19 protein-coding genes are annotated in these 20,803 nt (G+C 72.7%); 13 read left to right on the top strand and 6 right to left on the bottom strand.

Translation table 11 applies throughout. From position 1 onward, the window contains the following. Window positions 1–286: 286 nt before the first annotated feature. Complete coding sequence (coaA, locus tag ACT3SP_RS12970) at window positions 287–1,243, bottom strand: type I pantothenate kinase (protein ID WP_444587709.1); 957 nt, start codon at window positions 1,241–1,243, stop codon at window positions 287–289. A gap of 180 nt (window positions 1,244–1,423) precedes the next feature. Between coaA and glmS the strand changes: the two genes are divergently transcribed. From glmS to ACT3SP_RS12935, 7 genes are read left to right on the top strand one after another with little or no spacing between them, the layout of a single operon-like run. Continuing rightward, complete coding sequence (gene glmS, locus ACT3SP_RS12965) at window positions 1,424–3,292, top strand: glutamine--fructose-6-phosphate transaminase (isomerizing) (protein WP_444587708.1); 1,869 nt, start codon at window positions 1,424–1,426, stop codon at window positions 3,290–3,292. A 57-nt stretch (window positions 3,293–3,349) separates the two neighbouring features. Then, window positions 3,350–3,802, top strand: coding sequence for a holo-ACP synthase (locus ACT3SP_RS12960; protein ID WP_444587707.1), 453 nt, complete (start codon window positions 3,350–3,352; stop codon window positions 3,800–3,802). Continuing rightward, window positions 3,799–5,415 carry a bifunctional ADP-dependent NAD(P)H-hydrate dehydratase/NAD(P)H-hydrate epimerase gene (locus ACT3SP_RS12955; RefSeq protein ID WP_444587706.1) on the top strand — a complete coding sequence of 539 codons (1,617 nt, stop codon included), beginning with the start codon at window positions 3,799–3,801 and terminating at the stop codon, window positions 5,413–5,415. The genes ACT3SP_RS12960 and ACT3SP_RS12955 overlap by 4 nt, the downstream gene beginning before the upstream one ends. A 13-nt stretch (window positions 5,416–5,428) precedes the next feature. Next, a complete protein-coding gene (gene alr, locus ACT3SP_RS12950; RefSeq protein ID WP_444587705.1) occupies window positions 5,429–6,601 on the top strand; it encodes an alanine racemase in 1,173 nt (390 codons plus the stop codon). Then, window positions 6,598–7,239 carry a tRNA (adenosine(37)-N6)-threonylcarbamoyltransferase complex ATPase subunit type 1 TsaE gene (tsaE, locus tag ACT3SP_RS12945; RefSeq protein ID WP_444587704.1) on the top strand — a complete coding sequence of 214 codons (642 nt, stop codon included), beginning with the start codon at window positions 6,598–6,600 and terminating at the stop codon, window positions 7,237–7,239. The genes alr and tsaE overlap by 4 nt, the downstream gene beginning before the upstream one ends. Then, window positions 7,239–7,943, top strand: a complete 705-nt coding sequence (tsaB, locus tag ACT3SP_RS12940) for a tRNA (adenosine(37)-N6)-threonylcarbamoyltransferase complex dimerization subunit type 1 TsaB (protein WP_444587703.1) — start codon at window positions 7,239–7,241, stop codon at window positions 7,941–7,943. Before tsaE ends, tsaB begins: the two co-directional genes overlap by 1 nt. Window position 7,944: 1 nt before the next feature. Continuing rightward, window positions 7,945–8,457 carry a GNAT family N-acetyltransferase gene (locus ACT3SP_RS12935; protein ID WP_444587702.1) on the top strand — a complete coding sequence of 171 codons (513 nt, stop codon included), beginning with the start codon at window positions 7,945–7,947 and terminating at the stop codon, window positions 8,455–8,457. 30 nt (window positions 8,458–8,487) lie between these two features. On the opposite strand, the gene ACT3SP_RS12930 is transcribed toward ACT3SP_RS12935, so the two are convergent. Beyond that, window positions 8,488–10,200, bottom strand: a complete 1,713-nt coding sequence (locus ACT3SP_RS12930; RefSeq protein ID WP_444587701.1) for a hypothetical protein — start codon at window positions 10,198–10,200, stop codon at window positions 8,488–8,490. Beyond that, window positions 10,185–11,099 (bottom strand): ABC transporter ATP-binding protein, encoded by a 915-nt coding sequence (locus ACT3SP_RS12925; protein ID WP_444587700.1) that lies wholly within the window; start codon window positions 11,097–11,099, stop codon window positions 10,185–10,187. The genes ACT3SP_RS12930 and ACT3SP_RS12925 overlap by 16 nt, the downstream gene beginning before the upstream one ends. A gap of 194 nt (window positions 11,100–11,293) precedes the next feature. On the opposite strand from ACT3SP_RS12925, the gene ACT3SP_RS12920 reads away from it, so the two are divergent. Continuing rightward, entirely contained in the window at window positions 11,294–12,787 is a 1,494-nt protein-coding gene (locus ACT3SP_RS12920) for an AI-2E family transporter (protein ID WP_444587699.1), read from the top strand. Window positions 12,788–12,952: 165 nt separating this feature from the next. Here the strand turns inward: ACT3SP_RS12920 and greA are convergent, their stop codons facing one another. Continuing rightward, entirely contained in the window at window positions 12,953–13,444 is a 492-nt protein-coding gene (gene greA / locus ACT3SP_RS12915; RefSeq protein ID WP_444587698.1) for a transcription elongation factor GreA, read from the bottom strand. 228 nt (window positions 13,445–13,672) lie between these two features. Continuing rightward, window positions 13,673–14,065: a DUF4307 domain-containing protein gene (locus ACT3SP_RS12910; RefSeq protein WP_444587697.1), complete on the bottom strand. Its 393-nt coding sequence runs from the start codon at window positions 14,063–14,065 to the stop codon at window positions 13,673–13,675. A gap of 264 nt (window positions 14,066–14,329) precedes the next feature. On the opposite strand from ACT3SP_RS12910, the gene mca reads away from it, so the two are divergent. Both mca and ACT3SP_RS12900 read left to right on the top strand, forming a co-directional pair. Further along, the gene (mca, locus tag ACT3SP_RS12905) at window positions 14,330–15,241 is read left to right on the top strand and encodes a mycothiol conjugate amidase Mca (protein WP_444587696.1); all 912 of its coding nucleotides are present in this window, start codon (window positions 14,330–14,332) and stop codon (window positions 15,239–15,241) included. After that, complete coding sequence (locus ACT3SP_RS12900; protein ID WP_444587695.1) at window positions 15,238–15,588, top strand: hypothetical protein; 351 nt, start codon at window positions 15,238–15,240, stop codon at window positions 15,586–15,588. Before mca ends, ACT3SP_RS12900 begins: the two co-directional genes overlap by 4 nt. Window positions 15,589–15,706: 118 nt before the next feature. On the opposite strand, the gene trhA is transcribed toward ACT3SP_RS12900, so the two are convergent. Beyond that, window positions 15,707–16,513: a PAQR family membrane homeostasis protein TrhA gene (gene trhA / locus ACT3SP_RS12895; RefSeq protein ID WP_444587694.1), complete on the bottom strand. Its 807-nt coding sequence runs from the start codon at window positions 16,511–16,513 to the stop codon at window positions 15,707–15,709. A 192-nt stretch (window positions 16,514–16,705) separates the two neighbouring features. Here trhA and ACT3SP_RS12890 point away from each other — a divergent pair, with 192 nt between their 5' ends. The 3 genes from ACT3SP_RS12890 to ACT3SP_RS12880 all read left to right on the top strand — a co-directional run bounded on the left by ACT3SP_RS12890 (window position 16,706) and on the right by ACT3SP_RS12880 (window position 20,555). After that, window positions 16,706–17,464: an isoprenyl transferase gene (locus ACT3SP_RS12890; protein ID WP_444587693.1), complete on the top strand. Its 759-nt coding sequence runs from the start codon at window positions 16,706–16,708 to the stop codon at window positions 17,462–17,464. A 276-nt stretch (window positions 17,465–17,740) separates the two neighbouring features. Then, entirely contained in the window at window positions 17,741–19,201 is a 1,461-nt protein-coding gene (locus ACT3SP_RS12885) for a PhoH family protein (protein WP_444587692.1), read from the top strand. Between the two features lie 433 nt (window positions 19,202–19,634). Then, window positions 19,635–20,555, top strand: coding sequence for an endonuclease domain-containing protein (locus ACT3SP_RS12880; RefSeq protein ID WP_444587691.1), 921 nt, complete (start codon window positions 19,635–19,637; stop codon window positions 20,553–20,555). The last annotated feature ends 248 nt before the right edge of the window (window positions 20,556–20,803 follow it).

Below are 20,803 nucleotides of genomic sequence, written 5' to 3'. Positions count from 1 at the left end.
GCTGCCCAGCATGCCGCCCGGCGCTGCCCAGCGTGCCGCCCGGCGTGTCGTCCGGCGCTGTCCAGCGTGTCGCCGTGTCTCGCCGACGTGCCGCTGCGTGGTGCCGAGGCACGGCATGCCGGGGCGTCCATTCCCCCGATATGCCCCGCTGGCGGGTGATTTCGGGGGATCGGCGCGGGGTGTCGCGTGCCGGCCGTCGGGGTGCCGGGCTCGAGGGTGCGGCGCGGGCCGTCGGGGTGTCGCGCTCGAGGGCGCGGCACCGGGGCGTCGGGCCGAAGTGCTGCTCTCAGACCTTCCGCAGCAGCACCGAGTGCACGCGGTGCAGCCCGTCCTTGCGCAGCACCAGGTCCGCACGGCCGCGCGTGGGCACCACGTTCTCGGTGAGGTTCGGGCCGTTGATCGAGTTCCAGATGCGCTGCGCCGTCTGCACGGCCTGCTCGTCGGTGAGCTCCGCATACCGGCGGAAGTAGGAGCGCGGATCGGAGAACGCGGTGCGCCGCAGCGTCAGGAACCGCTCCACGTACCAGCGCTGCACGTCCTCGACCCGGGCATCGACGTAGACGGAGAAGTCGAAGAAGTCCGAGACCGCCATGCCCAGGCGGCCGTCGCGGCGGGGCCGGGCCGGCTGCAGCACGTTCAGACCCTCGACGATCAGCACGTCCGGCTGCTCGACCACCACCCGCTCCTCGGGGAGGATGTCGTAGGTCAGGTGGGAGTACACGGGGGCCTCGACCCGCTCCTGACCGGCCTTCACGTCGGCGACGAAGCGCAGCAGACGGCGACGGTCGTAGCTCTCGGGGAAGCCCTTGCGCTGCAGGATGCCGCGCGCCTCGAGCACGGCGTTCGGGTACAGGAACCCGTCCGTGGTCACCAGCTGCACCCGCGGTGTGTCCGGCCAGCGCGCCATCAGCTCCCGCAGCAGGCGCGCGGTGGTCGACTTCCCGACCGCCACGGACCCGGCCACCCCGATGATGTAGGGCGTGCGCTGCTGGTGCTGGTCCAGGAAGTCCTCCCGGGCACGGCGCAGCGTCTGCGCCGCGGCGACCTGGATGTTCAGCAGTCGTGAGATCGGGCGGTACACCGCATCGACCTCCTGCAGGTCCAGACGGTCGCCGAGCCCGCGCAGGCGGGTGACGTCCTCCTCGGACAGCGGCAGGGGCGTCTGCTGCGACAGTCGCGCCCAGTCCTCCCGCGGGATCTCCTCGAACGGGGTGACGGTGCTCGACGTCGGCGCGGCCTTCATGCGGATGATTGTCCCAGCAGTTCGGCACCGCGCGGTGCATCGCGGCGCGTGCGCGTTTCTGATCGCCCACGCGCACGCTCGGCCACGGGTGCGCGCCGCACCCCGGTGCAGTGAGGAAGGACTCGCCCGGAAACGGCGGCGAGGGCGCGACGTGGCAAGCGGGTCGATAGCGTGAGCGGCATGTGTGGAATCGTCGGATACGCAGGCCCGCAGGCCTCAGCCCCCTCCTCCCGTCCCGTGGACGTCGCCCTCCAGGGCCTCGCCCGCCTCGAGTACCGCGGCTACGACTCCGCGGGCGTCGCCGTGATCGACGACGCCGGTGTGCAGGTCACCAAGCGCGCCGGCAAGCTCGCCAACCTCCGCGAGGCGCTCGAGAGCACCACCGCGACCGGGGGCCAGGTCTCCATCGCCCACACCCGCTGGGCCACCCACGGCGCCCCCAACGACCTCAACGCCCATCCCCACCAGGGCGGACGCGACGGCGAGCTGGCCGTCGTGCACAACGGCATCATCGAGAACTTCGCCTCGCTGCGCGCGGAGCTCGAGGGGGAGGGCTACACCTTCTCCTCCGAGACGGACTCCGAGGCCGCCGCCCACCTCGTGGCCCGCGAGATGGAGCAGGCCGGGGACCTCACCGAGGCGATGCGCCGCGCCGCCGCCTCCCTCGAGGGGGCCTTCACCCTCCTCGCGGTGCACCGCGACGCCCCGGGCACCGTGGTCGCCGCCCGCCGGAACTCCCCGCTGGTGGTGGGCCTCGGCGTGGGCGAGAACTTCCTCGGCTCCGACGTCGCCGCCTTCGTGGACTCCACCAAGGAGGCGCTCGAGATCGGGCAGGACCAGGTCGTCACCGTCACCGCGGACTCCGTCTCCGTCATCGACTTCGAGGGCGCCGAGGTCACCGACGCCAAGCGCTACACGATCGAGTGGGACGCCGCGGCCGCGCAGAAGGGCGGCTTCGACTCGTTCATGGCCAAGGAGATCCACGAGCAGGCGAGCGCGGTGGCCGACACCCTGCGCGGCCGGATCGAGGACGGCGCCCTGCAGCTGGACGAGATGGAGATCGACCCGTCGGTGCTGCGCAGCGTCGACAAGATCGTGGTGGTCGCGTGCGGCACCGCCGCCAATGCCGGCGCGGTCGCGAAGTACGCGATCGAGCACTGGTGCCGCATCCCCACCGAGGTCGAGCTGGCCCACGAGTTCCGCTACCGGGACCCGGTGGTCACCGAGAAGACCCTGGTCGTCGCGATCTCCCAGTCCGGCGAGACCATGGACACCCTGATGGCGGTGCGCCATGCCCGCGAGCAGGGCGCGAAGGTCGTCGCGATCTGCAACACCCGCGGCTCCACCATCCCCCGCGAGGCCGATGCCGCGCTGTACCTGCACGTGGGCCCCGAGATCGCGGTCGCCTCCACCAAGGCGTACCTGGGCCAGATCGCCGCCTGCTACCTGCTGGGCCTCTTCCTCGCCCAGGTGCGCGGCAACCTCTACCCGGACGAGATCGCCGCCCTGATGGACGACCTCGAGCAGATCCCCGACCAGATCCAGCAGGTGCTGGACAGCTCCGCACAGGTGGAGCAGCTCGCCCAGGACATGAAGGACGCCTCCAGCGTGCTGTTCCTGGGCCGCCACGTGGGCTACCCGACGGCGATGGAGGGCGCGCTCAAGCTCAAGGAGATCGCGTACATCCACGCCGAGGGCTTCGCCGCCGGCGAGCTCAAGCACGGCCCCATCGCGCTGGTCGAGGAGGGGCAGCCGGTGTTCGTCATCGTCCCCTCCCCGCGCGGCCGCCACTCGCTGCACTCCAAGGTGGTCTCGAACATCCAGGAGGTGCGGGCCCGCGGCGCACGCACCCTCGTGATCGCCGAGGAGGGCGACGACGCGGTGCTCCCGTACGCCGACGAGGTGATCCGCGTCCCCGCCACCCGCACCCTGTTCGCGGCCCTGCTGACCGTGATCCCGCTGCAGATCTTCTCCTGCGAGCTGGCGACGGCGAAGGGCCTGGACGTGGACCAGCCCCGCAACCTCGCCAAGTCCGTCACCGTCGAGTGAGCCCCGCCCGCACCCCGTGGACCCACAGGGTGCGGCCGGGAGTGTGATACTGCCCAGGTGAGTCTTTTCCCGACAGCGACGCCGACGCCCGGCCCCGATGACAGCTTCGGAGGCCGGGCGTTCGCGCCCCGGGACGACGGCACGGTGGTCGGCGTCGGCATCGACGTGGTCGAGATCGCTCGGCTGAGCGCGCAGCTCGCACGGACCCCCGCCCTTCTCGAGCGGCTGTTCACCCCCGCCGAGCGCGGGCTGTCCGCGGCCTCGCGGGCCGCGCGGGTCGCCGCCAAGGAGGCAGTGGGAAAGGCGCTCGGAGCCCCCGGGGACTACTCCTGGCAGGACGTCACCGTCGAGCGCACCGACGTGCGCCGCCCCTACCTGCGTCTGCGCGGCGCCACCCTGCGTGCCGCCGAGGAGAAGGGCGTGGTCCACCTGCACCTGTCGCTCTCCCATGACGGAGACGTGGCCACCGCCATCGTCGTCGCCGAGCGCGAGCCGGGGGTGCGGCCATGATCCGCGGGTACGGCGCGGATGCCGTGCGCACGGCCGAGGAGCCCCTGCTGGCGGCGGGCGAGCCGCTCATGCTCCGCGCCGCCCGGGCGCTCGCCGACCACGTGTCCTCGCGCCTGCGCCCGGGCGGGACGACGGGCCCCGCCGCGATCCCCGCTCGCGTCCTCGTCCTCGCCGGGGCCGGGGCCAACGGCGGGGACGGCCTGCACGCCGCCGCGATGCTGCGCGCCGAGGGGATCGACGCCGACGCGATCGCCACCGCCGACCGACTCCACGAGGAGGGCGCGGATGCCCTGCGCTCCGCGGGAGGCGCGGTCCTGCCCGTGACCGGCACCGACCCGTCGGTGCTCGAGGAGCTCCTGGCCGGGACGGACATGGTGCTCGACGCGATGCTCGGCATCGGCGGCCGCCCCGAGGTGCCCGCCGCGCTCGTGCCGCTGCTCGAGGCGGTGGGGGGCGGCTCGGCCGCGGTGGTCGCGGTCGATCTGCCCAGCTTCGTGGACGCCACGTCCGGCCGCGCCGCGGACGAGGCCCTCACCGCGAGTGCGACGATCACCTTCGGCGCGGTCAAGGCGGGCCTGCTGCTGCCCGGTGGGGCCGAGCGCGCCGGCGAGATCCACCTCGTCGACCTGGGACTGGCAGACCATCTGCCGGGCGCCGCGGACGTGCTCCGCCTCGAGGACTCCGACGCCCGCGCCCTGCTCCCGCGCCCGGGACGCGACGCGAGCAAGTACAGCCGCGGAGTGGTCGCGCTCGCCGCGGGCAGCGAGCTCTTCCCCGGCGCCGCGGTCCTGGCGGCCTCCGGCGCGGCCCGGGCCGGGGCGGGGATGGTGCGCTGCCTCGCTCCGCACGACGTGCTCGAGCTGGTGCTGCGCGAGCGGCCCGAGGTGGTCGGACACCGGGTGGAGCGTGCCGTGGGCGGGACAGGCGCCGTGGACCCCGCGGCCGTCGGCCGCCTCGACGCCCTCGTCGTCGGGCCGGGGTTGCCCCCCGACGACCCCCGAGCCTGCGCCGGCGTGGACCGGCTGCGCGTGGACGGGCCGGCGGACGGCGCGTCGGACCGGCCGACGGGCGGGGCAGCGGACGGGCCGACGGGCGGAGCGTCGGACGCCGACGGGCGACATGGCGCTGTGCGCCGCGGGGTCATCGACGCCGGCGCCCTCGAGGTCCTCACCACCGCGCACCGCTTCGGACCGGATGTGGTCCTCACCCCGCACCGCGGCGAGGCCGAGCGCCTCGCCCGCCGCCTCGGCGCGGATCCCGACCTGCCCGGCCCCGCTCTGGCCCGCGACCTGGCGCAGGCGACGGGCGCGACCGTGCTGCTCAAGGGCGCGATCACCCTCGTCGCCCCGGCAGACGGCGGTCCGCTGCGCGCTCAGGACGACGCCACAGCGCAGCTCGCGACCGCCGGCACCGGGGACGTGCTCGCCGGGGTGCTCGGCACCCTGCTGGCCGCCGGGCTCGACGGCCCCGACGCCGCCGCCCTGGCCGCGCTCCTCCACGGGCGCGCCGGTCGCCTCGCCTCCCACGACGGACTGCGCCCCCTGGTCGCCCTCGACGTGGCCGCGCACCTGCCACAGGCGATCGGGACTATCCTGGCGGGCGCCCAGCCGTGACCCGAGGAGTTCGATGACCATCCCGATCCCTGCCGAGGACCCTCGGCACGTGCCCAACATGGCCGTGATCGACCCGTCGGCGATCACCGAGAACACCCGCGCCATGGGCACCCTGCTCGAGGAGCACACGGCGCTGATGGCCGTGGTCAAGGCCGACGGCTACGGGCACGGCATGCTCACCGCGGCTCGCGCCGCCATCGAGGGCGGCGCCACCTGGTTGGGCGTCGCCCACCCCGCGAGCGCCCTCGCTCTCGCCCGCGCCGGGCTCGACGCCCAGATCCTCACCTGGCTGTACGAGCCGCACACCGCCCGGACCGTGCTGCCGGAGGTGCTCGGCTCCGGTGTCGACGTCGCCGTCGGCTCCCCGGAGATGCTGGAGCTGGTCTCCGAGGCCGCCCGCCAGGCCGATCGGCGCGCCCGGGTGCACCTGAAGATCGACACCGGCATGGGGCGGGGCGGCGTGCTGCCCTGGCAGATCCGCGAGATCGGCGCCGCCATGCGCGAGGACGACTTCATCCAGGTCACCGCCGCCTGGACGCATCTGACCAGCGCGGACGATCCCGAGGACCCTGCCACCGATCAGCAGGTGGAGCTGTTCGACTCCGCCTGCGAGGCCCTCGCGGACGAGGTGGGGCCGATCCCGCTGCAGCACATCGCGAACTCCGCCGCCACCCTCACCCGCCCGGACCTGCACCGCGACATCGTGCGTCCCGGCATCGCGCTGTACGGGTACCCGCCCGTGCCCACCGACGTCCCCCTGCGCCCGGCGATGACGCTCACCAGCCGTCTCGCCCTGGTCAAGGAGCTCCCGGAGGGCCACAGCATCGGCTACGGACGCATCCGCACGACCGAGCGGCCCACGCGCGTGGGCCTGGTGCCGATGGGCTACGCCGACGGACTGCACAGGGTCGCGAGCGACCAGGTCGACGTGCTCGTGCGCACCGACTCCGGTGACCGCCTGGCTCCGCAGGTGGGGCGCATCAGCATGGACCAGATCGTCATCGATCTCGGTCCCGACAGCACCGCCGTCGCCGGGGACCAGGTCTACCTCTTCGGCGATGCGGGCGGTGCCCCGAACGACCCGCCCGCCGCGACCGCCGACCACTGGGCACGCGCCGGCGGGACCATCCCCTACGAGGTCCTCACCTCCGTCTCCGGTCGCGTCACCCGCAAGGTGCTCTCATGAGCGCGCTCGAGGTGCGGACCCGGGACGCGGAGGGCACCCGGCAGTTCGCCCGCGCCCTCGCCGGGGCGCTGCGCCCCGGGGACCTGCTGGTCCTGGACGGCCCGCTGGGCGCCGGCAAGACCACCCTCACCCAGGGGCTCGGCGCAGGTCTCGGCGTGCGCGGCCCGGTCGCCTCCCCGACCTTCGTCATCGAGCGCGTCCATCCCAGCCTCGGCGACGGACCGGACCTCGTCCATGTCGACGCCTACCGGCTCGGCGGGGGAGGGGAGGTCGACGACCTGGACCTCGAGGCCGATCTCGACCGGGCGGTCACCGTCGTGGAATGGGGGCGCGATCGCGTCGAGCACCTCGCCGACTCCGTGCTGCTGATCGAGCTCGAGCGCCCCGACCGGGTCGAGGACCCCTTGGACCCGGACGAGCCCCGCACCCTGCGCGTGACCCCCGTGGGCCCGCGCTGGGACGAGCGGTCGGTGCTCCGCCTCGAGGCCGTTCTCGCCGACCTCACCGGCCCGCACGGGACCGTCGACCACGGGATGCTGCTCGGCGCCGACCAGGACCCCGCGCCCTCCGCGCCCGAGGTCTCCTCCGGGCCCTCCGAGCCCTCCGCCCCCTCCGCCCCCTCCGAGGAGGACCGCTGATGCTGCTGGGAATCGACACCTCCGGCGCGGTGAGCGTCGCCGTCGCGCGCGGTGAGCTCACCGGCGCCGCCCCCGAGATCCTCGAGGTCCGCTCCGACGAGCGCTCCCGCCACCACGACGAGGTGCTGCTCACTCTGATCGACGAGGCCCTGCGCGCGGCCGGGGTCGCGCGCAGCGACCTCACGGGCGTCGTCGTCGGCCGGGGGCCCGGCCCCTTCACGGGCCTGCGCGTCGGGCTCGTCTCCGCCCGCTCGATCGCCGCCGTGCTCGGGGTGCCCCTGCACGGCCTGAGCTCCCTGGACGCCCTGGCCCACCAGGCCGTGGCGGAGCTCGACCCCCCTCGCGGGGGAGCGGTGAGCGTCGGCGTCGCCCTGGACGCCCGCCGCCGCGAGGTCTACCACGCCAGGTACCGCCGGGAGGCCGGCGGCGAGCTGCTCCGCACCGCCGAGCCCGCGGTCGACGCCCCGGCCGCGGTCGCCGCACAGCTCACCGCATGCGACCTGCTCGTCGGCTCCGGGACCGGGCTGTACCCCGAGCTGCTGCCCGCCACCGCGGACCTCGTCCACGTCGACGCGGGGCACCTGGTCCTCGCCGCCGCCGCGCTCACCGCCCGCGGCGAGGACCTCTCCGACACCGAGCCGATGTACCTGCGCGAGCCCGATGCCGCCAAGCCGACCGCGCGCAAGAGCGCGCTGGGACGCTGAGATGACCGCCGGTGCCGGTGCCGGTGCCGGTGCCGGTGCTGGTGCCGGCGGCAGCGCCGCCTGGGCGCTGCGGGAGGCCCGCCTCGCGGACGTGGAGGAGATCGCCGTCGCGGAGCTCGAGCTGTTCCCCGACATGGCCTGGAACGTCTTCCAGGTCGCGGCCGAGATCGAGCACCCGGACCGCCGCTACGTCCTCGCCGCTGCGGGGGCCGACGCCTCCGGTGAGCTGCTCGGCTACGCGGGGATCATGCTCGCGGGGGACGTCGCCGATCTCCACACCATCGGCACCCGCACCGAGGGGCGGGGCATCGGCCGCGCCCTGCTGGCCTGGTGCGAGCAGCGGGCACGGGACGGCGGCGCCGAGCGGATGCTGCTCGAGGTCCGCGAGGACAACCCCCGCGCCCGCGCCTTCTACGCCGCCGCCGGGTACCGGGAGGTCGATCGTCGGCGCGGCTACTACAAGCTCCGCGACGGTCAGATCGACGCGCTGGTGATGAAGCGCGCCCTGACCTGAGCGGCGGTGCGGCAGGCCGCCGCCGCGCGCTCAGACGTGGTCGCGGACCTTCTGGAACACGTCCGGATAGCGGGCGTCCAGCCTCACCACCGCGATCCGCAGCCCGACCAGCAGCATGACCACCCCGACGAGCAGCGCCAGCAGACCGGCCACAGCCATCAGCGCGGCACTGCCCACGACGGCGCCCCAGACGGCCACGCCGAGCGCGGGGAGCATCGGCACGAAGACGACCACCATCGCCACCGTCATCGCGATCATGGCGTTCGAGCTCGAGGCCGACTTGTCCTTCATCGGATTGGTGCCCGGGGGCGAGCTCGGGTAGGGCAGAAGCACGCTGACCACCATCGAGGTCCCCCAGCCGCAGAACATCGTGCCGAGCGCCCCCATCACCGTCATGGGGATCAGCTCGGGCATGCCGTACAGCAGCGGCAGGCCCGCCGAGACCACCACGGCTCCCGGCACCGTCAGCACGGCCATCGCCGCGATGCGCCCTATCAGGTTCGCGCGGGCCGGCGCCCCGGCGACGATGTTGACCCATCCCGCCGGGCCGTCGAAGCCGATCTCGTTGGCCAGGGTCATCCCGGTCACGCCGCACATGAAGACGGTGATGCCGAGCATCATCGGCCGTGACTCCGGGAGCATGAACCCCATCGCCACGAAGAACACGATCATCACCGGGTAGAGCCCGAGCGCCGCGAGGTAGCGGGTGTCCCGGCGCCAGTAGCGCAGCGACTTGCCGACCACGGCGCCGAAGGGCCCGGGCCTGAGCACGCGCGGCACCAGCGGCGAGACCTTGGCGTCGCCCGAGGAGGCGTCGCCGGTCAGCGCCGAGGTGAGCGACAGGTCGATCGAGCGCCGCCACCACCTCCAGACCAGCACGATCGCGACCGCCCCGACCAGGGCCCGCAGCACGGCGGTCAGCACGCGCCCCTCCGCGAGGTCCATCGGCACCGCGACCAGGGCCCCCAGCGGGGTCCAGGCCAGCGCCTCCGCGACGCGGGGGAGCTGCTCCCGCACCATCGCGAAGTCCAGGTCGCCGAGGCGCTGCATGGACAGCGAGAAGGCGTAGATCGCCGCGAACATCGCCACGAAGCCGAGGATCCCGCCGGCCTCCCGGCCCTTGCGCGAGGAGGAGCGGCTCGCCGAGTGGGCGAACCATGCCCGCGGCAGCAGCAGGCACAGGACGAAGGCGGCGAGGTTCGCGGGGATCAGGGCGAGGGCTCCGAGCACGATCCACAGGGCGCCCTGTCCGAAGACGATCAGCCACAGCAGCTCGAAGCCCGTCGCGATGCCGAACGCGACCAGCGTGAACAGGCTGGGCAGGCTCAGGGCCGCCGCGGCGAGCATGCCGGGCTGGAGCTCCTTCGCGCTGCGCGGGTAGAGGGCGAAGGCCCGGGGGTCCAGCGTGTCGTCGATGCCGAAGGCGAACACCGGGATCAGGATCCACAGCAGCACCGTCATGGCGCCGAGACCCCGGATGATCAGCGGGAAGAGCTCGCCCTCCCCGGCCCACAGGGTCGTGCCGAGGAACAGGAACACCAGGCCCACGAGCCCGCCGAGGGCGTACAGCCCGCCGAAGACGGTGCCGATGAGCTTGCCGATGTTCTTGCGGTAGGACCGCTTCCACAGCGTCCACTTGAGCTTCAGCTGCAGCCTCAGCAGGGCCGTCGCGGAGATCTCCCCGTGGCGGACGTCGCGGGCCGAGGCGGTCGCGGCGTGCTCGCTGCTCAGGACTCCAACCACGACAGGCTCCCCTCCGCGACGTCCCCGCCGCCGACGAGGTCGATGAAGGTCTGCACCAGGCTGCCTCCCTGGCGGACCTCGTCGAGGGTGCCGTCGGCCAGCAGCTCGCCGTGCGCGATGATCGCGACGTGGCTGCACAGGCCCTCGACCAGCTCCATCACGTGGCTGGACAGCACCACGGTGCCTCCTCCGTCGACGTAGGCGGTGAGGATCTTCCGGATCACCTGGGCGGAGACCGGATCGACCGCCTCGAGCGGCTCATCGAGCACCAGCAGGCGCGGAGCGTGCAGCAGGGCGCTCGCGAGCAGGATCTTCTTGGTCATGCCGGCGGAGTAGTCGACCACCAGCTTGCCGTCCTCGTCCGCCAGGTCGAGGGCGGACAGGAGCGACTCCATCCGCTCCTCGACGGTGCCCGGCTCCATGCCGCGCACCAGCCCCACATAGGTCAGCAGCTCCCGACCCGTCAGCCGGTCGAAGGTGCGAAGCCCGTCGGCGAGCACGCCCATGCGGGCCTTGGCCTGCTGCGGCGCGGCCCACATGTCGTGCCCGAGCACATGGGCGGTCCCGCCGTCGGGACGCAGCAGGCCGGTCGCCATCGACAGCGTGGTGGTCTTGCCCGCGCCGTTCGGCCCGACGATCCCGTAGAAGGAGCCCTGCGGGACGTCGAGCGAGATGCCGTGGACCACCTCGGTCCTGTCGAAGGACTTGCGCAGCCCGCGGATCGACAGGGCGGTGGACTCGGGGACCGCGGCATCGGCGGTGACCGGGGCGGCGACGCCGTGCAGAGGCTGCGGGCCGTCGAGCGGCGGGGCGTCGGCCGACGGGGTCCCGAACGAGGGGGCCGGGGACCCGTCGGCGCCCTGGAGGTCGGGGGAGGAGGACACGTGGTCACTGTGCATGGGATCACGGTAGTCGGCGCGCAGGGGGTCCTGTCCCCTCCTCGCGGTGGACCGGCCTTCGACCTTCGTCGAGGTCGTGCGCCGAGCGCCGTGGCGGGACACGACCGCGAGGCGGGCCTGCGGAGGGCGTGGTCCCCTCGCCGGGCGCGACTAGGATGCCGGTGAGCCGCCCCGGCTCGAACGGAAGGAGTCCCATGTCGAAGCTGCGCCCCACCCCCCGGGCCCCGGGTCTCGCCCCGGAGGTCGAGGAGATCCCCCTCGGCATCCGTCGGGCGGCGGCCTGGTCCTGGCGGCTGATCGTGGTCGTCGCGGCCTCCGCTCTGATCATCTGGGGTCTGCTGGAGATCACCACGCTCGTGATCCCGGTGCTGATCGCCGTGCTGCTCGCGTCGCTGCTCACGCCGATCGTCAAGCTGCTGACCCGGTACACCTTCCTGGGCAGGGGCGCTGCCAGCGGCATCGCGCTGCTGGGGCTGCTGCTGGTGATCTCCGGGATGTTCACGCTGGCCGGCCGTCAGCTGCTCGCCCAGTTCGCGGACATCCAGGACAAGGCGGTCACCGGTTTCCAGTCCCTGACCCAATGGGCGACGTCGACCTTCCAGATCGACGCGCCGATGATCGACGCCGCGATCGACGAGGGACTCACCCAGCTGCAGGCGAACTCCGACCAGCTGGTCACCGGCGCGCTGGGCACGGCCGCCGTGTTCGGCAACGTCGTCACCGGCATCGTGATCTGCCTGTTCACCCTCTTCTTCCTGCTCTCGGGCGGTGCCGGGATCTGGCGCTGGGTGGTGGGTCTGCTGCCGCCCGCGGCCCGGGTCCCCACCCATGAGGCGTTCCGTCGCGGCTGGAAGGCGCTGTCGGCGTACATGCGCACCCAGATCCTGGTCGCCGCGGTCGACGCGACCGGCATCTCGATCGGCATGATCGCGCTCAGCCTGGGCCAGTACGCGGTGCCGATCTGGCTGCTCGTGTTCCTGTTCTCCTTCATCCCGCTGGTCGGTGCGATCATCTCCGGTGCCATCGCGGTGCTGCTGGTGCTGGTCCTCAACAGCTGGATCGCCGCCATCATCATGCTGGTGATCGTGCTGGCGGTGCAGCAGATCGAAGGCAATGTGCTCCAGCCCTTCCTGATGGGCAAGGCCGTCGAGCTGCACCCCCTGGCGGTCTTCCTCGGCGTGGCGGCCGGTGCGATGATCGCCGGCATCCCCGGCGCCCTGTTCTCCATCCCGCTGCTCGCCTTCCTCAACGCCACGCTCCTGTACGTCGTCGGGCGTGACCCGAGCCCGGATCTGGGACTCGACAAGGCCGGGGCCGCGCACTTCGCCGCGCTGACGAGGAGATCGACGGGCTCCGGCGGCGCGTCGGCCGAGGACGCGAGGCCCGCGATCCTGGCGAGCCTGTCCGGTCTCAAGCCCGCGGGACGACGTTCCGCGTCCGCCGGGGCCGCCTCCGTCGGTGCTCCCGCGGCCGGAACGGCCCCGACCGGCGCGGAAGGCTCTGGCGGCGCAGGCAGCGGTGGCGCCGTGACCGCCACGGCGACCCGCGAGTCGGATCCCGCTCCCGGGGCCCATGGCTCCGACGGGGACCGCTCGGGGTCCGCCGCGGAGGCTCCCTCGCCCGAGGAGCAGCCCTCGCGCGAGGAGCCCGGCCACGAGCAGGGACCGCCCCGCGAGGGCGGCGCCTGAGAGCGACGAGGACGACGCCCGCAGGGGCACGGACGGCGTCCCGTCCCACACCGAGAAGAGGGCCCCGCCCCGGCAGCAGCCGGGGCGGGGCCCTCTTCTCGGTGCGGTGCGCTCGATGCGCGCCCGCGCAGGGTCGGTGCGGCGCCCGGACGGGGCGCCGACGGCTCAGGCCCTGTAGGGCGTGGCCTTGAGGATCTCGATCGGGAAGGACTTCCCGTTCGGTGCCGTGTAGTCGACGGTGTCGCCGACCGTGGAGCCATGGATCGAGCTGCCCAGCGGCGACTCGGTGGAGTACACCTCGAGGTCGTCGTCGCCGTCGGCGATCTCCCGGTTGCCCAGCAGGAAGGTGCGGTCCTTGCCGGCCATCGAGATCGTCACGACCATGCCGGGCTCGACCACGCCGTCGTCCTTCGGGGCCTCCCCGACCACGGCGTTCTTCAGCAGGCGCTGGAGGTCCGCGATGCGGGCCTCCATCTTCCCCTGCTCCTCGCGGGCGGCGTGGTATCCGCCGTTCTCCTTGAGGTCCCCCTCGTCGCGAGCTGCAGCGATGCGCTCGGCGATCTCGGTGCGTCCCGGGCCCTCGAGCTCCGCGAGCTCCTTGGCCAGGCGGTCGTACGCGTCCTGGGTGAGCCAGGCGCCATTCGGCTGGCTGCTCATGGGTTCACTCCTGTCGTCCTCGGTAGTGCGCATCGGGAAAAGTGCCCCTATACGCGAATCACGGGGCACATGTCCTCATGCGCCCCGTGTGCGGGTGATGATGTCCGGCGCGATGCCGGTTCCGGAATACTTTACACGGCACGGAACGCTTTCCCGGGACCTCCGGGCCGATTTCGCCCGTCGAGTAATCGAGGGCGCCGGACGGTCTCGGAAGGGAGTGCGAGCGGCTCAGAGCGGCGCGCAGTCGACGATCTCGGCGGAGACGGCCTCGCCCTGCGTCGAGATCTCGACGTGGTGCGCGCTCGAGCGCCCGCCCTGCGCGGGGATGGTCGTCTCGACGAAGCCCACCTGGGCCCGGCCCTCGTTCAGCGCCTGGATCCGGCAGCTCGCCTCGGTCCCCGGCGCCATCGTCACCGTGAAGTCGACCGCGATCGTGTCCGGTCCGAGGTGCTCGTAGGCGGTGATCTCGGAGCGGACCGGGGAGTCGGCGGCCTGGAACCCGACGTAGACCACGACCGCCAGGAACACGGCCGCGGCGAGCCCGATGAGCAGACGGGAGATCCGTCGGCCGACGAGGGGTCCGCCGTAGCGCTGCTCATGTCGATCCCGGGCGTCGTCCATGGGCCAAGTCTCCCAGACCCCGCCCGGGAGACACCTCGGAGCGGCCCCGGTCAGGACGAGGCGCCCGTCACGCCGGCGAGGCCGGAGCCCACGACAGCGGGGCCCGACCTCACGGCCCGGAGGGCGCCCAGCAGGGGTGGCGTAGGATCGGGCGCTGGTGCGCCGCAGACGGCCGTCCCGCGGCGGCAGCCGCGCAGACAGCACCTGAACCGTCAGCACCTGAACCGTGTGATCCGTCCCGTCCTGTCGTCTCCGAGGAGCCCCGTGACCGTCCAGCTGCCCGCCCCTGATGAGCCCCTGCGGATGGTGGCCGTCCACGCGCACCCCGACGACGAGTCGTCCAAGGGTGCCGGGTCGACCGCGCGCTACGCGCGCGAAGGCGTGCAGGTCACCGTCGTCACGTGCACCGGCGGCGAGCGGGGCGACGTGCTGAACCCGCGCCTGCGCGACGACCCCGCCGTGACCCCCGAGGCGCTGCCCGGGATCCGCCGTCGCGAGATGGCCCGCGCCCAGGAGATCCTCGGCGTGGACCACGAGTGGCTCGGCTTCGTCGACTCCGGCCTGCCCGAGGGCGATCCGCTGCCGCCGCTGCCCGCCGGCAGCTTCGCGACGATCCCGGTCGAGGAGGCGGCGCGGCCGCTGGTCGAGACGGTGCGCCGACTGCGCCCCCATGTCATGACCACGTACGACGAGAACGGCGGCTACCCGCATCCCGACCACATCCAGGTCAACCGGGTCAGCGTCGCCGCCTTCGACCTCGCCGCCGATCCCGGGTTCGCCCCTGAGCTCGGTGAGCCCTGGGAGGTCGCGAAGCTCTACTACATCAACGGCTTCCACCGGCAGCGCTTCGCCGCCGTGAGCCGCCACCTGCGGGCCGAGGGCACGCCCAACGAGATGCTGGACCAGATGCTCCAGCACTACGACGAGAGCCACGACCGGCTGCTGACCACCCGCATCGACGTGCGCGACTTCCTCGCGATCCGTGACGACGCGCTGCGGGCCCACGCCACCCAGGTCGACCCCGAGGGGCCCTTCTTCCGGATCTCGCACGACGCAGAGACCGCCGCCTGGGGCACCGAGGACTACGAGCTGCACATCTCCCGGATCGGGGTGAAGCTGCCCGAGGACGACCTCTTCGCCGGTCTTCGCCACGAGAGCGTCGAGGCCCGCCCGTGAGCGGCACGGGGACCCTCCTCGCGCTCGGCGAGCTGGGGGCCGCGCCGAGCCCCTCGGACGGCGGCGAGTTCGACGCGGTCAGCGTCTCCCCGGGACTGGCCGGCTTCTTCGCGATGTTCGTGCTGGCGGTGCTCGTGGTGCTGCTCGCGGTCGACATGACCCGCCGCACCCGCCGCGTCCAGGCGCGGGCGCGGGTCGAGGAGCGCATGGAGGCCGCCGAGCGGGCGGAGGGCGAGCAGGAGAGCCCGGACAGGAGTGCGCCGGGCGACGACGCGGGCACTGAGCACGCGACGGACGACGGCGAGCCGGACGCGGGCGGACGACCGCGGGGCGGGGACCCCCGCTGACGTCCATCGTCCCGTCGGCCGCGGCGTGTCGGACGGGGCCTGTCGGACAGGGCCTGTCGGACGGGGGCCGTCGGACGGAGCTGTCGGCCGTCGGGATCTGCCGCCCGCACCCCTGTGCTCAGACCACGGCGACGGTGACGGCCGCGAAGTGGCAGCCGAAGCCGATCAGCGTCCCCGCGTGGAAGATCTCGTGGAAGCCGAACCAGGCCGGTGAGGGATTGGGCCGCTTCAGCGCGTACATGACCGCGCCCGCCGTGTAGGCGAGCCCGCCGATCACCAGCAGCCACACCACGGCCCAGCCGCCGCTGGCGTGCAGCTGCGGCATGTAGAAGACCGCGACCCAGCCCAGCGCGACGTAGGCGGGGACGTAGATCCAGCGCGGGGCTCCGGTCCAGAACAGCCGGAAGCAGACCCCGACCAGCGCCCCGCCCCATGCGATGGCGAGCAGTGTGAGCGCGGGCCGAGGCTCCAGGAGCGCCGCTGCGATCGGGGTGTAGGTGCCCGCGATGATGAGGAAGATGTTCGCGTGGTCGAAGCGCCGCAGCATGATCGCCCGCTGCGGGGTCCAGGTGCCGCGGTGGTAGACCGCGCTGATGCCGAAGAGCATCCCGGCCGTCAGCACGAACACGGCGCAGGCGAGACGGATCGACAGCGTGTCCCCGATCGCGATCAGCAGCAGCCCGATCACCAGGGTGGTGGGGAAGGCGATCAGGTGGAGCATTCCGCGCAGCCGCGGCTTGGGCAGCTGGAGGCCGAGCTGGGTGGCGCGACGGGCCATCGCCCGGGTGAGGGTGCGAGGAGCGAAGGGGAACGTCTCCGCGGTGGGAAGGTCCTCGTCGGCCGGCAGTGCGGTGCCGCCGCTCTCGGCGACGGCCTCGGCCACCTCGCGGGGGGCGGGGTCCTCGGGGAGAGGTGCTGTTCTCATGGGGCAACCGTAACCTACGGCTCCGTAGGTTGGCGGTGCGGCCCCTGTGCCCATCCGGTGTCGATTTGCGGTATCGGTCCGGGCCGGTCGTGATGTCGTCGATAATGGGACGAGCGGTCCGGGCCCGATCCCGCCGCGACGCACCCGGCGCGGCCGGGTCACCACGGACGGCACGAAGGGACGGAGGCTGCGATGGACGATGACGGCCTCCTGTACCGCGTCTACGAACGGCGGCTCACCAAGGAGCTCGACGCCTTCGACCTGCCCCAGCACCTCGGCGTGATCGTCGACGGCAACCGCCGCTGGGCCAAGGAGGCGGGGGAGTCCACGGAGCACGGCCATCGCGCCGGCGCGGCCAAGATCCTCGAGTTCCTCTCCTGGTGCGACGACCTCGACATCCCGCTGGTGACCGTGTGGATGCTCTCCACGGACAACCTGCGTCGGCCGCCCGAGGAGCTCGTCTCCCTCTACGAGATCATCGACACCACCATCGGCCAGATCATCGACGCCGGGTACTGCGTGCGTCTGACGGGCAGCGCCCAGGCCCTGCCCGAGGAGATGCGCACCGGGATCGCCCGCGCCCAGGAACAGGCCTCGGTCGAGTCGAGCCTGACCGTCAACGTGGCCATCGGCTACGGAGGTCGGGAGGAGATCGTCGAGGCCGTCCAGGAGCTGGTGCGCGACCTCGCGGCCGAGGGCCTCGACGGCGAGCAGATCGCCGGGGAGATCACGGTGGACACGATCGCCCAGCATCTCTACACGCGAGGCCAGCCCGATCCGGACCTCATCATCCGCACCAGCGGTGAGCAGCGGCTCTCGGGCTTCCTGCTGTGGCAGTCGGTGCATTCGGAGTACTGGTTCTGCGAGACCTACTGGCCGGGCTTCCGACGCGTCGACCTGCTGCGGGCGCTGCGGAACTTCTGCCGGCGCGAGCGCCGGTACGGCGCCTGAGCCGGAGCGGTGCGCGTGGTGGTGCGGTGCCCGTGCCGGTGCGGCCCCTGAGCCTGTTCGGCCTTTGTGCCCGGCCGGAGCCCGGTCCCTGGGCGGACACCCGTCCCGCCTCCCTGCCGAGCCCTGTGAGCGGTGGCACACTGGCCCTGTCGGGGGATCGGCAGAACTCCCGATGACGATCGGGTGAACGTCGTGCCCGCACCCCGCGGGACGCATCCGACGGCGGCTGCCGACGCGGCTAAGGTCCAGGCATCCGCGCGATTCCGGGAGGCTCCCATGGACGAGACCACCACTGCCCACGAGACGGGGACCGCCGCCGGCGGCTCCACATCGTTCGAGGTCGACGCCCGGGCAGGGGGGATCGGGGAGGCGAATCCCGACGGCGCCCCCGTGGTCCCCTCGCTGCGCCCCGGCGCGGCCCAGCAGGTGCTCGCGGAGATCGAGACCGGTGTGATCACGTACGTCCTCGACACCTCGGTGCTGCTGTCCGATCCGCTGTCCCTGCACCGCTTCGCCGAGCACGACATCGTGCTGCCGATCGTCGTGGTCACCGAGCTCGAGGCCAAGCGCCATCACCCCGACCTCGGCTACTTCGCCCGTCAGGCGCTGCGCATCCTCGACGACCTGCGCGAGCTGCACGGCAACCTCTCCCGACCGCTGCCGATCGGCAAGGACGGCGGCCACGTCCACGTCGAGCTCAACCACATGAGCACCGCCTCGCTGCCGGACGGGTTCCGCCTCGGCGACAACGACACCCGCATCCTCGCCGTGGCCAAGAACCTGCAGCTCGAGGGCAAGAACGTGGTGCTGGTGTCGAAGGACCTCCCGATGCGGATCAAGGCCTCCGCCTCCGGCATCCACGCCGAGGAGTACCGGGCCGAGCTCGCCCGCGACCGCGGCTACACCGGGATGGTCACGGCCGCCGTCGACGAGCAGACCATGACCGACCTCTACGACGGACAGACGGTCGACATCCCGGACGTGGCCCACCACCCCGTGCACACGGGGCTGACCATCACCAGTCCCCGCGGCTCGGCGCTGGGCCGCATCACCCGCGACAAGCAGGTGCGGCTGGTCCAGGGCGACCAGACCGTGTTCGGGGTCTCCGGCCGATCCGCCGAGCAGCGGGTGGCGATCGACCTGCTCCTCGACGAGTCCATCGGCATCGTCTCCCTCGGCGGGCGCGCCGGCACCGGCAAGAGCGCGCTCGCGCTCTGCACCGGTCTGGAGGCCGTGCTCGAGCGCCGCACCCAGCGCAAGATCATGGTGTTCCGCCCGCTGTTCGCCGTCGGCGGCCAGGAGCTCGGCTACCTGCCCGGGGACCAGAGCGAGAAGATGGGGCCCTGGGGCCAGGCCGTGTTCGACACCCTCGGCTCGATGGTCTCCCAGAACGTGATCGACGAGGTCCTCTCGCGCGGAATGCTCGAGGTGCTGCCGCTGACCCATATCCGCGGGCGCTCCCTCCACGACGCCTTCGTGATCGTCGACGAGGCACAGTCCCTCGAGCGCAACGTGCTGCTGACCATGCTCTCCCGCATCGGACAGAACTCCCGGGTGGTGCTCACCCATGACGTCGCCCAGCGGGACAACCTGCGCATCGGCCGTTACGACGGCATCGCCTCCGTGGTCGAGGCGCTCAAGGAGAAGGACCTGTTCGCCCACGTCACGCTCCAGCGCTCCGAGCGCTCGAAGGTCGCCGAGCTGGTCACCCACGTCCTGGACGAGCCGGTTCCCTGAGCCGAGGTGCGGCCGGAGTGGAGCGGCCCGGCGGAGCGGGGCTTCGGCCGAGCGGGCCGCGGCGGAGCGGGGCTGGGGCTCATGGCCGGGAGGGGCCGGGCGGCGTGTCGGGCGGCCGCGAGGGGCTGGAGCAGCGGGTCATGTCCTGGACGGGCCGATGGTGACGTGAGCTGGCGATATCGCCACTCCGCCTCACCATCGGCCCGTCAAAGCACCGACTCACGGGAGCGGAATCACGGGAGCGGAACCCGGCGATCGAGCCAGTCCTGCCAGTGCCGGAAGCATCCCGGGTCCGGAAGCATCCCGAGTCCGGCAGCATCCCGGGTCCGGGAGGGCGCGGCGTACGGTGCGGACCGTTCCTCTCCACGCTCAGGTCATCCACAGTCGTGGCGACTCCACCCACGAGGCAGCGTGGGAATGGTCCGATCGCGGCATGAAGATCCAGGGAGTGATCCTCAAGTCCGAGCTGTCGAGGGTCGAGCCGAATCCTCGTCGCCGCCGTGCCTGGCTGCGCGACGGCACGGTCCGTTCTGCGGGGCAGTGGTACGTGACCTCCGAGGCGCCAGAGGATCTGGTGGCTCTGCTCGCGCTGGGGGTGCGCCCTACCTGCCTGGACGCCGCAGCACTCCATGGATTGTGGATTCCGCTCGGGGACGGTGTCCACGTGTACCGCCCGCGCGTCGTGGACGCTCCGACGCCGACCCCGCGCCTGATGCCGATACGTCGTCACGTCGATCCGGAGACGGAAGAGCTGGTGCCGATCCCGGAACCCGCCGTGGGCGCGTCCCGTCGCAGGCCGCAGCCTCTGGTGCTGCATGCTCCCCGCATGCGGGCGTGGACGGGAGTCGATCCCGTCCCCGACATCATCCAGACCCTGGATCATGCGGCCCGCTGTCTGCCTGCCGTGAAGGCGGCGATCCTCTTCGAGTCCGCGCTCCATCACGGCAAGCTCGGCAGGACGGACATGGAGCGGCTTCTCGAGACGCTCCCGCAGCGGTATCGGTCTCCGCTGTCCCGGGTGCGCTCCGACGCGCAATCCGGCACGGAGACGGCGGTGCGCTGGTGGCTGGAGGAGCGGTGCGCACGGGTCCGCAGCCAGGTGCAGCTGATGCCCCATGTTCGCGTCGACCTGCTGGTGGGCACCAACTGGGTGATCGAGTGCGACAGTCGACGCTTCCACGACGATCCGGACCAGTACCGGGTGGATCGCCGGCGGGATCTGGTGCTGGCTTCTCGCGGGTACCGGGTCACTCGGCTGACCTGGGAGCAGGTCTTCCTGGAGTGGACGGCGACCGAGCGGATGCTGACGACGATGCTCCGCCGACGTGAACATCGCCGTGCCCTGCCCGCATGAGACACCGTGCCCGGGCAGCGGGTCCCGCGGAAGGACGTGTCATCGGCGGGCCGATGGCGTGACGAGCTGTCGATATGGCCAGCTCACCTCACCAGCGGCCCGCCCGTGACACGACCGACAACGATGCCGGGGTGGGGCGGGGCGGGGACCGACTGGCGGAGCGGGTACCGACTGGCGGAGCGGGGCGGAGGGCGAGGACGGGGCGCGCCACCGGTGGTGGGACGCCCCGTCGCTCGGGTCGATCAGGA

The sequence above is a fragment of the Brachybacterium sp. AOP43-C2-M15 genome, assembly GCF_052446295.1.
Lineage (GTDB): Bacteria > Actinomycetota > Actinomycetes > Actinomycetales > Dermabacteraceae > Brachybacterium.
The sequence above is the reverse complement of the archived record's forward strand: the minus strand, read 5'-3'. Positions and strand labels throughout refer to the sequence as shown.

Coding starts and splice junctions, on each gene's coding strand:
- ACT3SP_RS12925 (WP_444587700.1), bottom strand. CDS start 11,099: ATGCACAGTGACCACGTGTCCTCCTCCCCCGACCTCCAGGGCGCCGAC.
- tsaE (WP_444587704.1), top strand. CDS start 6,598: ATGAGCGCGCTCGAGGTGCGGACCCGGGACGCGGAGGGCACCCGGCAG.
- ACT3SP_RS12920 (WP_444587699.1), top strand. CDS start 11,294: ATGTCGAAGCTGCGCCCCACCCCCCGGGCCCCGGGTCTCGCCCCGGAG.
- ACT3SP_RS12935 (WP_444587702.1), top strand. CDS start 7,945: ATGACCGCCGGTGCCGGTGCCGGTGCCGGTGCCGGTGCTGGTGCCGGC.
- glmS (WP_444587708.1), top strand. CDS start 1,424: ATGTGTGGAATCGTCGGATACGCAGGCCCGCAGGCCTCAGCCCCCTCC.
- tsaB (WP_444587703.1), top strand. CDS start 7,239: ATGCTGCTGGGAATCGACACCTCCGGCGCGGTGAGCGTCGCCGTCGCG.
- trhA (WP_444587694.1), bottom strand. CDS start 16,513: ATGAGAACAGCACCTCTCCCCGAGGACCCCGCCCCCCGCGAGGTGGCC.
- ACT3SP_RS12880 (WP_444587691.1), top strand. CDS start 19,635: ATGAAGATCCAGGGAGTGATCCTCAAGTCCGAGCTGTCGAGGGTCGAG.
- ACT3SP_RS12910 (WP_444587697.1), bottom strand. CDS start 14,065: ATGGACGACGCCCGGGATCGACATGAGCAGCGCTACGGCGGACCCCTC.
- greA (WP_444587698.1), bottom strand. CDS start 13,444: ATGAGCAGCCAGCCGAATGGCGCCTGGCTCACCCAGGACGCGTACGAC.
- ACT3SP_RS12955 (WP_444587706.1), top strand. CDS start 3,799: ATGATCCGCGGGTACGGCGCGGATGCCGTGCGCACGGCCGAGGAGCCC.
- ACT3SP_RS12890 (WP_444587693.1), top strand. CDS start 16,706: ATGGACGATGACGGCCTCCTGTACCGCGTCTACGAACGGCGGCTCACC.
- ACT3SP_RS12885 (WP_444587692.1), top strand. CDS start 17,741: ATGGACGAGACCACCACTGCCCACGAGACGGGGACCGCCGCCGGCGGC.
- alr (WP_444587705.1), top strand. CDS start 5,429: ATGACCATCCCGATCCCTGCCGAGGACCCTCGGCACGTGCCCAACATG.
- coaA (WP_444587709.1), bottom strand. CDS start 1,243: ATGAAGGCCGCGCCGACGTCGAGCACCGTCACCCCGTTCGAGGAGATC.